General features: G+C 61.4%; 13 protein-coding genes. All 13 read right to left on the reverse strand.

Translation table 11 applies throughout. The features are described from left to right. Positions 1-7: 7 nt before the first annotated feature. Positions 8-442, reverse strand: a complete 435-nt coding sequence (locus ACH2EI_RS09120) for a hypothetical protein (protein ID WP_395153775.1) — start codon at positions 440-442, stop codon at positions 8-10. Beyond that, positions 435-1,037, reverse strand: a complete 603-nt coding sequence (locus ACH2EI_RS09125; RefSeq protein WP_395153776.1) for a phage tail protein — start codon at positions 1,035-1,037, stop codon at positions 435-437. Before ACH2EI_RS09125 ends, ACH2EI_RS09120 begins: the two co-directional genes overlap by 8 nt. After that, on the reverse strand, positions 1,034-2,998 hold the full coding sequence (locus ACH2EI_RS09130; protein ID WP_395153777.1) for a putative baseplate assembly protein: 1,965 nt from the start codon (positions 2,996-2,998) through the stop codon (positions 1,034-1,036). The genes ACH2EI_RS09125 and ACH2EI_RS09130 overlap by 4 nt, the downstream gene beginning before the upstream one ends. After that, on the reverse strand, positions 2,995-3,405 hold the full coding sequence (locus tag ACH2EI_RS09135; protein ID WP_395153778.1) for a GPW/gp25 family protein: 411 nt from the start codon (positions 3,403-3,405) through the stop codon (positions 2,995-2,997). Before ACH2EI_RS09135 ends, ACH2EI_RS09130 begins: the two co-directional genes overlap by 4 nt. Beyond that, positions 3,405-5,189 carry a phage baseplate assembly protein V gene (locus tag ACH2EI_RS09140; protein WP_395153779.1) on the reverse strand — a complete coding sequence of 595 codons (1,785 nt, stop codon included), beginning with the start codon at positions 5,187-5,189 and terminating at the stop codon, positions 3,405-3,407. The genes ACH2EI_RS09135 and ACH2EI_RS09140 overlap by 1 nt, the downstream gene beginning before the upstream one ends. Before the next feature lies 1 nt (position 5,190). Then, a complete protein-coding gene (locus ACH2EI_RS09145) occupies positions 5,191-5,853 on the reverse strand; it encodes a LysM peptidoglycan-binding domain-containing protein (protein ID WP_395153780.1) in 663 nt (220 codons plus the stop codon). A gap of 1 nt (position 5,854) precedes the next feature. Continuing rightward, on the reverse strand, positions 5,855-6,988 hold the full coding sequence (locus ACH2EI_RS09150; RefSeq protein ID WP_395159779.1) for a DUF4157 domain-containing protein: 1,134 nt from the start codon (positions 6,986-6,988) through the stop codon (positions 5,855-5,857). Between the two features lie 2,260 nt (positions 6,989-9,248). Continuing rightward, positions 9,249-9,713, reverse strand: a complete 465-nt coding sequence (locus ACH2EI_RS09155) for a phage tail protein (protein WP_395153782.1) — start codon at positions 9,711-9,713, stop codon at positions 9,249-9,251. Further along, positions 9,703-9,876 (reverse strand): DUF6760 family protein, encoded by a 174-nt coding sequence (locus ACH2EI_RS09160; RefSeq protein ID WP_395153783.1) that lies wholly within the window; start codon positions 9,874-9,876, stop codon positions 9,703-9,705. The genes ACH2EI_RS09155 and ACH2EI_RS09160 overlap by 11 nt, the downstream gene beginning before the upstream one ends. Positions 9,877-9,895: 19 nt before the next feature. After that, positions 9,896-10,372 (reverse strand): hypothetical protein, encoded by a 477-nt coding sequence (locus tag ACH2EI_RS09165; RefSeq protein ID WP_395153784.1) that lies wholly within the window; start codon positions 10,370-10,372, stop codon positions 9,896-9,898. A 7-nt stretch (positions 10,373-10,379) separates the two neighbouring features. Beyond that, positions 10,380-10,832, reverse strand: a complete 453-nt coding sequence (locus tag ACH2EI_RS09170; protein WP_395153785.1) for a phage tail protein — start codon at positions 10,830-10,832, stop codon at positions 10,380-10,382. A 7-nt stretch (positions 10,833-10,839) separates the two neighbouring features. Next, entirely contained in the window at positions 10,840-11,295 is a 456-nt protein-coding gene (locus ACH2EI_RS09175) for a phage tail protein (protein ID WP_395153786.1), read from the reverse strand. A 27-nt stretch (positions 11,296-11,322) separates the two neighbouring features. Further along, positions 11,323-12,738 (reverse strand): phage tail sheath family protein, encoded by a 1,416-nt coding sequence (locus ACH2EI_RS09180; protein WP_395153787.1) that lies wholly within the window; start codon positions 12,736-12,738, stop codon positions 11,323-11,325. Between the last annotated feature and the right edge of the window lie 298 nt (positions 12,739-13,036).

Below are 13,036 nucleotides of genomic sequence, written 5' to 3' on the forward strand. Positions count from 1 at the left end.
AGCTGCATCAACGGCCGAGGAACACCAAGACCCCAATAGACGATGCCGCCCAGATACACCAGAGCAGCCACGGCTTCTCTGGTGGGTCGGCCACCCACACCAGCGCCGGCGGGGCAAACACCGCGACAATCAACTCGGGCTCCGGCTCCGGCTCCGGCTGCCGAGGATCAAGTTCGACACCGCACCGCAGACAGTCAACGTTGGAAACCGGGTTCAGTTCGCCACACCCCGGGCAAATCTTGCTCCCGATAGGGCGGCGGCCGCCGGCACCTGGGAGGCGGCGAAGCGTGTTATCAATGTTGCTCCCCCGGCTCATGGCTGGGATCGCCGTGGATGCCCAGAACAGCGGAAAGTCGCACTGCGGGCAGAACTCCTCGGCACCGCGACGGATTGCCACGAGACTTGCTTGGTTGCCACATTCCGGGCACGTGATCTCAGGCATCGTTGGACTCTCCTGTCGTGCTGCGTTCAGCAATTGCCTCATTCGGGCGCTGCCCAGTGGCCGCTGCTGCACCGTCGTCTGCTGCCGGCCAGATCTGCGAGCCGGCCATCCACACGGTGAAGGTCACCGTGGCGGGCAGTTCGTCACGCACGATCTGAGCGAAGTCCTTCCGGTTGTTCCAGCCCAGCGACTGCACGTCGATCCGCACATGCGGCGGATCTTCGGGTGCCTCGCCTTCAGCAAACACGCCACCGGTATCGCGGACCTCGACATCTGCGCCAGTCAACAGTTCGAGCAACTCCACCATGCCCCGGCGGGTTCCGCGCCAAGGGATCAGCTCGGCGTAGCGCATCACGATCTCGCGCTGCAGCCGAACATCGAGCGATGAGTCGACCCAGTCGACACCAAACCATTCCGCCATCAGCCGGACCATGTTGTCTGGAGCAACCGTTGGGTCAAATGCGTGCGCGACACCATCGACCTGCTGCACGACCGTGTCGGCAACACGCTGGAAGATAGTGACAAACCGGACGAAGAAGTCGTCGTCGGTCATCCCAACCGGGAGTTGGTGAAGCAGCCAGTCGTCGCGTCTCATTGCACAACCACCTGGTGGTTCGAGGACAGGAACAGGGAATCCGGGGCGAGCTTGATCATCTCTTTGCCAAATCCGATGCGTTGCTGATTGCGGAGGTCATACTCGAAGAACAACACTTCCTCAACTCGTTCGACACCCTCGACACTGTCGAGGAGTTGGAAGATCATTGCGGCGTTGAGATCGTCGTCAAAAGACCACCCGGTTCGGTCAGGGCCGCCGGTCAGGGGATTGATGTGGTCATACAGCGCGCGCATCGCTCGCTCACGCACGAGCGCCAGGGGCCGGCCGGGGCGGCCGGTCAGCAAAGCTGCCACGGTGACACCCTGGTAGTACGGCGTTCCGACCTCGATCATGCTGCCGAGCACACGTCGATCATCGAGGTACGACGAAATCCTGGAAATCATGTCATCGGGGAGGGCAAAGTCGTCGAGCGTGAGGGTCTCGGGCCGGTTTTCAATCTTCGGGACGACAAGAAGCCGAACCGGATCGCCAGGCGTTACAGGAGCCAGGCAACGCACCCGCCCGATCCGGCTATGAGACTCGCTCGCCAAACGTTCGAAGTCCGACACGGTCACGGCCCGGCCCCCGGCGCGCACCGACTGAGGTCCACGAAGCTTGGCGTTCTCGACTGTTTCGGCGTCGACACCTCCGTCTGCCGACTGCAAGTTGACGACACCCGAGACGTACGGGATCGCGGTACGCAACCCACTCAGAGTGCCAGCACCCACGTTGCCCACCAGGCCTCCGCCACTGCGATATGTCGTGAAGCGCAGTTCAGCACCCTCGGCGGGTACGGCGCCATGCTGGCACATCGACCCGGACGGGTAGCGAATCAGTGGCCCGAAACGAATGCCACCCGTCGATGAATCGAGCGCAAAGTGTCGATCGTTGAGTGCAGAGTCGACAAAGTCGGTCACTTCGTGCCACACCTGCGTCTCGGTCGACGTGGTCACTTCGAGCGTCTCGTGCGAGTCTCGTGGGAGCACCGGCCGTCGGGCGAGATTGAACGCCTGGTCTGGCTTCCCAGTGCTCATTCCCAACATCTCCCCGTGGATGACGTCGCTGTGCTCAGCAAGGACAGTCCCCCCGACCGTCGCCGCCGATACGCGACGCAACCGCGGCGATGCCCGATACGCGGGCTGGTCAGCTGCGGGAGGCAAGAGGCGAGCACGGAGCCAGTACGCACTGGTACCGCCGAGCGTCAGCCGTTCGTGAGCGTTCGGCACCAGGAGCAGGATGGTGCCGTCACGATTCAACCCACCCGTCGTGTCGGCGAGATGGCGGTCTCCGGGAAGCTGAGGAATCTCGGCTTTGATCCACCCCTCGCCCTGCCAGACCTCCCAAATCAGTGGAGGCCGATCGGGGATGACGCCGATTCCCTGGGCGCTGCCCTGCACGTTCAACCGGACCGCGTTGCCTGCCAACGAACTGCCGAAGCCCAAATAGAAGCAGTCCCCTGGCGCGATCGGCTCACGCGGGAAGCACGTCACGTCGGACAGCCCGAGGGACAACTCGTCCCAGACGTTGACGAAGTTTGCCTCGCCCTCTGCCGTCAACGCAGCGATCAGTGGCGATTCTGAAATCGGCCGATCCGCCAATGTGGTGAACACTCGTTGTTCGCCGACCCCCCCGACCGTTGTCACCTGTGTACCGGCCGGGATAGTGACCCCGTCCAGGTCTCCACCACCCACCCAGAAGGTCAACTCAGCTTGCGCTGCTGAGGCGGGAAACTGCTCGAATCCCAACAGGTTCAGCATCCGGGTGTAGAACACATCCGGAACCTGGTTCAGACGAAACAGGGTCATCTCGGTCATCCACGCAAACAATTCGATGAGCGCAACGCCGGGGTCGGACAGGTTGTGATTCGTCCATTCAGGGCAGAGCTGCGGGATCATCCGCTTTGCTTCGTCGACAATGTCCTGGAAGGACCGATCATCAAGATTGGTCAACGGCAGACTCATGACTCGTCCTCTCGTGGAATGACGTAGAAGGGGTAGACCAGGTTTCGCTGGTCATTCGTGGCGCGGATCCGGTAGTCGAGGTGAATCCTCACCTCTCCGTTCGAACCAATTGCAGGTTCCAAACGCACGTCTTCAAGCGTGACTCGCGGTTCCCAGCGAGCGACTGCCTCCCGAACGGCCTCACTCATCAGCCCGAGCGTGTTGGCGTTGATCGGTTCGAAGAGGAGCTCCCAGATGCGGCAGCCGAACTCCGGGCGCATCAATCGTTCACCGGGGGCCGTTGTCAGCACCATTCGGATCGAGCTGTTGATGTCGTCGCTGCCCACGCTCATGGAGATCGACCCGGATTGGTCGATGCGCATCGGGAACGAGAAGCCCCGACCAATGAAGTCAGTTGGATCAGACATCAGTTGAGCTGCACCATCGCTCCCTTGATCTCAGCAATCGCTGCTGACTTCAGGGAGACGCCTGCAGTGCCGTCGACCTCGGCCTTCATTTTCGCCTTCATTTTCGCATTCGCTCCCGCCGTCAGCATGATGTCGCCACTATCGGTCTTCAGCTGCAACTTTGTCGTCGCGTGGATCTCAATGTTCTTCGCCTTCATCTTGATGTCGCCCGCTTTGGTGAGATCGATCGTGGCGTCACCCGTCTTCACCTGAATATCTTGGTCGGCGGAATGCAACTCGATTCCGTCCTCGCCGAGATAGAGCTTCGTCGTCGCGTTTTTTAACTGCAGTTCGATGAAGTCTTTACCGTCGCCCTTTCCATCATGAAATTCGAGACGATGGCCCTTTCGGGACACAAACGCTCTCGAATGCACCACAGAGTCGCCGATCATGCCGGACACGTCAGGCACCTTGTTCTTCTCGCTCCATAGCCCACCAATGACGTACGGCTGATTGATATCACCATGGGCAAAGGCAACGACGACCTCATCATTGACCTCGGGCACAATTGCCCACCCGCGACCGCCGCCGGCACCAGCAGACACGAGGCGGGTCCACCAACTCTCATTGTCATCCGACAGAATCGGGAGACGAACCTTGACCCGGTTGAGCCCATCGGGATCCTTGTTGTCGGTGACGACACCGATCGCCAGCCCGCCCGCCAGGCGGTCTCGGGTTCCGGCCTGTGGCTGCCCGAGCAGGTCGACGAGCGTCGCTGGTTCCAGCCCACCCAACGTGAAGCGGGTAACAAATGGCTTGTTCACTCCGAACACGTGCTCGGCCGCAGTGACGTAGTAGGTGCCATTCCATTCCGTCTTGACCTCCTTCAGCTCGATTCGAGCCCCAGGCACGAGCTCAGAGCACACATCAACTTCACCGCGACCGGTCAGCATCGCAGCCTGGCTGCGTTCGTCGATCCCGGCCGCCAACGTTTTTGGCTGCAGCGTGGCCGTACCCAGGCCTGGCATTGCGACACCGACGCCGGGCTTCTGGGCCGCCTTGCTCTTGTCTCGACCGCGACCAGTGATCGGAACGTCAGACGGTCCCGATTGGACAAGAGTCGACTCTGCGACTTTCTGTTGCACCGAGTCCCACTGGCGAACCGTCACCGACTTCATCTGATCGATGGCGCTGAACCGCGCCGAGAACCGTCGGAGATCCGTGTCTCCGCTCAGCTTGATCGGCGGAGACTTGGCGCGGCGTTTCACCACCAGTTTCGTGCCCTTCACGAACCACTCGCAGCCGTACGTCCGGGCGATATCGGTGACGGCTTGGAAGGCCGTACCGGTCTCTTGAAAATGGGGGAATGGCTCCATGCCAAGATCACCCTCGATATCGGCTGTCAGCCCGAAGTCGGACGCGATCGAGCTGATGATGTCCCTGGCACTCATATTCAAGCGAGAAGTCGACACAGTCGCCCGACCAAGCGCAGACGACGCGTCATGCGCCCCGACAATCAGTTGAGTCCGCCGGGCCTCGACCTCGATGCCGATGCTCGTCACCGAGCCCTCGAAAATCGGCCCCCCAGCTTGCGGACCGTCCAGGGACATGACGTTGATCTCGAGAGTTGACCCAACCTGAATCGAGTCGACATCGCTGTCGGTCATGTCAATCCACAGTTGCGCACTGGCCGCTGATCCTGACGAGCGCGACACGCGTAGTTCTGCAAGGGCCGCATCAGGATCCAGGGTCTCCAGCTTCACGCCGCCAACCTTGATCTCCGGGACGAAAATCGTCTCGGTCACGTCACGCGCCTCGCTCAGGAATTGACAGAAGTTGGCCAGGATTGAGGTCGAGCGGATCAGCGATGCCGTTCATGATCGCGATCTCGCGCCACTTCGTCGCATCACCGTGATATCGAGCCGCAATCCGATCGAGCGTCTCGCCGACCTGCACTTGATGCGTGCGATTCGGGTTCGGGGTTCCAGACGTCGGATTTTGGGGTCCCCAGTTCGCGTCCGCTTCGTACTGCTGCAAGGAAAGTTCGACGTTCGCGCGCAGTGGCAGACCCTCGTTCGAGAAGTAGGTGAACGTGACATTCGTCGACGTGATTACCGCCTTGAACGAGTGAACGTGAGTACCCCAGTGAAATTTCGCCCACGGCGGCCGCCCGTTGTTTTTCGCTGCGTCATATCCAGGCAGCGCGGTGTCAACGTCCATCAGCTTGAGGAGCTTGTTGGTGTAGGAGGTGACGGCCTTGCCAGTGTCAGTGGTGTCAAAGATCAGGCTGAGATTGAAGGTGCCACCCGCCCCGCCCGCGTACCGCAGTGACGGCGTGTCCTTGCCGGGAATTTGGTCGGATTCCCAACGATTCTGGGTGGCGAACGCAAACGTCGCCGGATTGAACATGCAGTCAATACGACCGCCTGTTTCGGTTTCGAGGTACGCCTTCTGCATCTGCGTGGCCATCTCAGAGTCCTCCCCAGATCCGCCCACCGCGGCGCTCGAGTTCTTCGATCATTCGATCCTCGATCATGTTCATGATGTGGCTGAAGTTGTCACGGAGCTGTTCTTTGAACCACTCATCTGCAGCAGGGGTGTCGAACATTTGCGATGCGGACGGTGCCCGTGCTGGCGGCGCTGCGGCTGGGGCTGCCGCCGGGGTCGGCACGACCATAGATAGCGCCGCCTGAACTGACGCCGTGCTTCGCGGTACAGCAGCGGGGGCGCCGGTCATCTGTGCTGCAAGGGCTGCCGCGCTGACTATTCCAGACGCATTGATCACTGGCGCCGGCCCTACCGGCGCACTGCCTGCGGGGCTGCGACGAATCACCGAACGTTGCGCTGGTGCCGAGGTACCCACCTTCGGTGGCGTCAGCAGCGACGCGCTCGGGCGGAGCGGCGAGCGAGACATCGTTTTGGCCATCTGCTCGGCTTGACGCTCCTCCGGGCCGTCGTCGATGTCGTCGAAGAATCGCGGTTTCGGGGAGGGATGAGCGATGTGTGTCAGCTCGTGGGCGATCACTTCAGACACCCGATGCCCAGGTACATGACCAGGATCGAAATGGATCACATCGGACACGGTCGCTGCGACCTTGCCAACCGAACGCAATGCTCGACGCGATGCGTGGTCGGTCGACAGCATGACCGAACGCCTCCCCGCTATCGCATCGGCCATCGGCCTGAACTGCATCGGCAAAGGCGCAGGCCGGCGCTGGATCGTTTCCGACAGTTCACTGAGAAATCGATCACCGAGGTCAGGCGTCGGTGACCGCTGAAGGGGCTCGTTGAGCGAGCGTTGCAACCGCGGATTCATCACAGCTGGCCGGGTGGACAGGGCGCTGGCGACCGGGCCGACGTCTGGTCCGGAGAGACGCAGGGCTTGCTCGCCGGCGACCGTTACAGGCCGGATCGTGTTGGGCCGAGACGGTCCAGGCAATGGCTGATCGGTGTGTACTTTGGCAGCCAAAGAACCCGGATGACGGAGCGCAGCGATCAACGCCCCGCTACCTGGAGCAACGATCGACCGACGTCCTCGATCGGGTGACATCGTGGTCGAGGCCTCACCGCGAATGGCCTGCTGCAAGGTGTCACGGTCGACCACCGAAGCAAGCGACGAAGGCGACAGCGACGGCTTCCGTTGCAGCTCCGGCTGCGGCGTGGAAACGGTGCAACTCCGATTCACAGGCCAAACCAACCGAGCATCCGCAAAGCTCATCACGGCAGGATTCGCAGGGATGCCGTCGACTGGTCCGTCACCAGCACGGTGCCGGTCCGAAGTCACGCGAGCAGCGGGCAGACGGACGGCCCGAGCCTGACCGACGTGGCCTGTCTCACCGGTGCGGCGAGCCTGGTCGGTCGTTCCGTCGTTGACGGTTCGGGGCTCGGTCCGAAGCCGAACGACGCGTTGAGCCTGGCCTTGCATCCTTGATGCGGGCCGGTCAGTCATGAGTCTGCGCCCCCCGCTCCGCCCCACAATCGATGGACCGACTGACGGTTCCACCGTGCCAGCGTGAGGTCGCTCGGCTGCAATCCAACTGGGCGGGGCAGGTCGCAATGACTCCGCAACCTGCCGGGGCGATGCATCGCTGGAACGGCCAAGGCGCTCGCCTGGTGTCTCCACGAACGAGACATCACGAACATCACGAACATCACGAACATCACGAACATCACGAACATCACGAACATCGTGGCGCTTCGATTCGGGTTGAGCAACGGACGGTGCCACACCGAGCGGCCGGCTCCGCAAGACGCTGACGGGACGATGCTGTGCGGACAGCACACGGGGCAGGCTGACTCGGCGGACTAGGTCGTCCGTGCCCAGGTGCAGTGATTTGCCAAGCCTCGGTAACGGGCGGGTGGCGGGCGGGGCGACGGGCAGTCGTGTTCGCGGTACGTCACGCTGGCTACCCGCAGCGGTGTCAGGCACCTGATCGAGAGATGGCAGCGCGATCACCGGACGTACATCGGGCACGGTGGCTGCACGCTCACGGAGCACTGCGGCCGTTGGCGTCGGTGGCTGGGCGAGCAGCTCAAAAGCTGAGGCTCTGTCGGACCTCAAGAGCAAGTGCTCCTGACCTTCAACGAAGCTCGTCCGTCGACTGATCGTGCGGCCGGCCCGCAATCGAGCAGATGCGGCGATCAGATCAGCAGCCGTCGGCGATGGCCACCCCGTGGCTGGCGGGCGACTCGCGGACAGCGGCGTCGCGACGGCAAGCGATTTCGACAGTGCATCGACCGCAGCTCTCGGAGACTCGCTTTGCAGACCGTCGGTCGGGGAGGGGCGCTCAATGGTGGCGCTGGCTCTGTTGCCGGGTCCCTGTCGGCTCACTTCACCCGCCGACCGTTGGTCGACCCGAGCGATACGGGGCTGCTCTGGAGATCGACCCGGCCTGGCGGCTCGCTCCTGTCGGCTCGGACGTGCTGCACTCCCGCCAGCGCGCGGATCGGCACCAGGCAATTCGTCACCGGCCAATTGGCTTTTCGACAGCGCCGACGTGCCGAGCTCGTCCATCAACCTGCGAATCGTGTCGAGCTTGTCTCCCGGCCCGGCGCCACTCGGAGCCGGTCGACCACGAGTGAACCCTCCGCGATCAGACTGAGTCGACGTCGGGGCAAAACGAGGTCCGGGTGAGGGCGGACGTGACGGCGGTTGCGTTGTGTCACGCCGGATTCCGTCGGAACGGCCCGGCAATATGAGGGCCGAGCCATCGTGTACTTCAGGCCGCATCGATTCGGCCAAGCGACCCGGGCCGGTACGTGGGCCTGCCGCTGTATCGCCTCGGCTCCCGCCGAATGCGCCGACATCGTTCGGCTCCAACGCCATCGGTCGAAATCCGCTCTGGGAATCGCGCTGCACGCGGGCCCGATCTGGTTCTGGTCGCACGTCCGGTGCGGGCGCCCGACCGGTGCGCGCATCGAACATCTTGCGCATTCGCTCGAACTTCGAGTCGGTCGGCAACTCAGACGGTGCGGATCCCACCGGCGCTGCAGCGCGCTGGGCAACTGGCACGGCGTGAGAGGTACCCGCCTGTGGCAGCATTCGATCGGTCCACGTCGTCGGACTCACCGCTGATCGACGGCTGGCGAGAGGCTGCACCGGTGGAATTGCGCCCGCCGGGTCGTATGAACGCAGGACCTCGACGTCGTCGCGGCGCCAAAAACTAGCCGGCGGCCGCAGCGCGTAAGAGTTGAGCTCCTCGGCATTGACCACCGGACGGATACCTTGGGAGCGACCAACAGCGCGACTGAAGCCGAGGCTGGCGCGTCCAACCGCACCGACCGTCATGTAGCGCATCCCAAGAGAATGGGTCAACACTGGCGACGCGACACGGCGCGCAAGGCGTTGTCCGAATGACTGCGGATCAGTGGTCACTGGCCCGGAACCCATGGTGTGTGATCTCCAGTTGTTCCCCAGCGAGCTCGGTCGAAGAGGCAGCAAACGATGGTCCCGTCCACTTCACGGGGAAGGCTCCGTCAAAGTTCCACGATCGCAAACGCTTTCCAGCGGGGCCAACCAGGACGATCGCCGCAGTCTTGCGCACGACCTTGTTGCCGTTGGCAGAGAACTGCTCGCCCGAGCTCTCGTTGAGCCACTTCAACAACGCATCGTTGCTGGTCACACCACGCTTCAAGGTGATGTTCGGCCAGGTCATCCGCCCCGGCAATTTGTGCACGAAGCTGTTCTGTCCACCTTCTTCGACGCTCTCGGTCTCGACGGAAACCTCGAGTCCGCCAGCCTCCATGAATCGACCGATCTCGACGCCATCAACCTCAAACAGAAAGGTCGCCGACGTGACCCGTTCGTTGACAAACGCATCATCTGACATCGGCCAACGACTCCCATGCTCGATCGTTCATGTCGGCAACCAACTGCACGAGTCGCGCACGGTCGGGATGCTCAAGGTCGAGCAGCCCGTCCATGTCCCAATGTAGATGATATGCCAGGTAGGCAATCTCGTTCCAGAGCGCCTGTTCGGGATAAAGCCGCACCTCTGCCACCCGTTCCGGTTCAAACGCTGGCCGAGCGTGTGACCTCTTCGATACGCCCGCGGCGACGCGAAGACGTCTGCACAGCTCCAATTTCGTCGCCTTCGACTGCCTCAACTTCGACAGCCTCGGAAACAACGTCGACCAAGTCGTCAGGTTCGCTGGCCGGCAGGACGCTGGCCTGCAGCGCCTCAACGTCGGCTTGATCACCAAAGTTGATGATGCCGTAGAGATCCTGCAGAAACGCAAGGTCGGCGGCGAACAGCCGCTCGACCTCACGTTCGCTGACGGATTCGAGTGAACCGATTCTCGTGATCACACGTGCGAGCACGAGGATCGTGAGGTATGGATCGTCAGGCCCCTGAATCGAGCGGTCACGCAACGGTTCTATTTCGTCGCGCGCTGTCGCCAACCTCATCTCACCATCGCGGTGAAGCATGCCGTCGTCATCGACAAAACCCTTCGGCAAGATGAACGAGAATTCGGTACGGAGTGTCATCGAAGAATTAATCCCAGCTGAGGTACTCGTGTTGGATGGTGAGTTCCTCGATCATCACGGCGTCGGAACCTGCAGCGAGGTCCGAAACCGACAGTTTCGACGGCCAGCACCCTTCCAGGTTGAACTCAGCAACGCGCTCACCGGTGCGATCGATCACGACAATTGCTGCCGTTTTGTATGGCGTTGCTGCCGTCGCATCGATGACCTCTTTGAACCAATCGTGGAGATCCTTGCTTGATGTGAGACCACGTTTCAACACCACTTCGGAGTACTTCGGGCGGCCAGGAATCTTCTTCTGAATTTTCTTTGAGCCTTCGGCTATCGTGTCATGTGTGATGACATCGAACTCAAGCGACAATCCGCTGCAGGCGGTGAACATATTCACGCCCGTCAAACCGTCGATCTCGAAGCTGAAAACAGATCCGAGGAATGCTGCGTCATGAACCTTTGCGTCAGTCATGGTGCCCTCACTTATCTCGCTGGATGTGTTCGATTTGAAGCGTGACCTCTTCGGACATCACGTCGTCGCTGCCGACATCAAGATCGCTTGCCGACCACTTCGAGGGCCACGCATTAGTGAATGTCCATCGCCCCGTCTCGGTCCCACTCGTCATGTCGAACACGACCACAGCACCATTGGTGCGGAAATCGGTGCCACCGTCGCGGATCTTTTTCACCCAGTCCCAAAACATCTTGTCAGGCGACAATGCACGTTTGAGCGTGATCTCTGAATACTTGGTGCTGCCCGGCCGCTTGATGGTCGAGGTATCGGTATCTGAACTCGTGTGTTCCACTACCTCAACGTCAACGCCGAGGCCGCCGACATCAGTGAATTTTCCCTTGATGCCGTTGTCGAGTTCGACGGAAAACCACGAACCAATCAATTGCTCGTCGGTCGTTGGGCCTGCTGTTGTTACTGGCATATCATTTCTCCTCGTTTCTCAGCCGGCTCAGGCCGACTCGTCCTTGAGTTGACTCACGCGGAAGATCACGAACTCGGCCGGCTTCACCGGCGCGATCCCGACCTCAACAATGACCTTGCCCTGGTCGATCGAGTCCGGTGGGTTGTTCTCTGCGTCGCACTTGACGAAGAACGCCTGCTCGGCGGTTGCGCCGAATAAGGCACCATCTCGCCACAGGCCTCGAAGGAACGACCCGACGGTGCGCTTCAGACCTTCCCACAGCTTCTGATCGTTCGGTTCGAACACTGCGTAGTTGGTGCCATTCATGATCGTGGTCTCGATCATGTTGAACAGGCGGCGCACGTTGATGTACTGCCAGTCGGTGTTCGAGCTGAGCGTCCGAGCGCCCCAGATACGGATACCTTGGGTGCCGAACGGCCGAATGCAGTTGACTCCAATTGGGTTAAGGATGCCCTGCTCGGCCTTGGTCATATTGGTTTCGACGCTGAGCGCGCCGCGCACGACTTCGTTGGCCGGGGCCTTCCAGACGCCACGAGTCTCATCGTTGCGGCTCCAGACGCCAGCCATGTGGCCCGACGGCGGGGCCATGATTGTGGTGTTGCCGTTGGTGCCAGCGGGATTGTCGACCTCGATCCACGGGTAGTACAGCGCTGCGAACGCTGAGTCGTACATCGCATCGTCGCTGCGCCATTTTTTGACCTGCATCGGCGACATTCCGGGAGGGGCATCAAGGAGCGCCATCCGGTTTGCCTGACCCTCGCAGTGGTTGATCAGCGACAGTTGCACCGACTTCCACATGCCCATGTCGATCGAACCGTCTTCTTTGGTGGCAGCCGTGATCAGGTCAGGCACGATCACCATCGTGACATCGTCAGCGATCGTGAGCCCGCTGATTCCGGTGCGGGCCGACTCGGACCCGTTGAACGCCTTGCCCGGCACTGCCTTGGGAATGGCCGGTGCCGGTTCGATGTTGAAAACTCCGGCAGGCAATGTCTGAAGAGCGGCGGCGAGTTGATCGACATCGATCTTCGTCTCGACCTTCACACGCGACGAGGTTCCGTTGATCGTGTCAGCAATGGCGCCGAGCGTGACACCGGAGTAGCTCTCGGGTTCGCCGCCCTTTTCGGTGATGAGGATTTCGAACGCTGGAGGCGCGTCATCGTCGGCGCCGTCGGCTTCTTCAGCGGGAGTGATCGTTACGGTAACGCTGGCATTCGGCTTGACCGTGGTGAACTCGACAGCCGCACCGAGTGCGCGATCACCGGAGGTCAGTGCCAGTTGGCCAGACTCTTCCGATGGAGTCGTGTGCGGGATACGCACGATGTAGGCCATGCTGCCGCCGTTGTTAAAGAAACCGTAGACCGAGTTTGGCAACATCGCACCCGCCACGAACCCGCCGTACGCCTCTTCGTACTGCGACCAGTTGGTCACAAGCCGCGGCATCAAACCGTCCGGATCAGAGGCGTCGTCGGTCGGAGCCTTTGCAGTAAAACCGACGAACGCAGCAACTGCTGTGGCCCCGGCAGACAAGGACGCGCTGGAGGAAGGAACTTCCTCAACGTAGACTCCTGGAGTCAAATAGCTTGGCACTGACAACCTCCCAAAGACGATTTTTTGCGTTCAACGCAATCCACCCATGCGGGACTACGCGTGACATCACTGCAGTGGGAGGCAAACGACTTCGTTACCGACTGCCAGACCCAGCTCATCATGTCGACCGCGAAGTTACCACGTCCTAAAC

This window comes from Ilumatobacter sp. (assembly GCF_041688325.1).
Classification (GTDB): domain Bacteria; phylum Actinomycetota; class Acidimicrobiia; order Acidimicrobiales; family Ilumatobacteraceae; genus Ilumatobacter_A.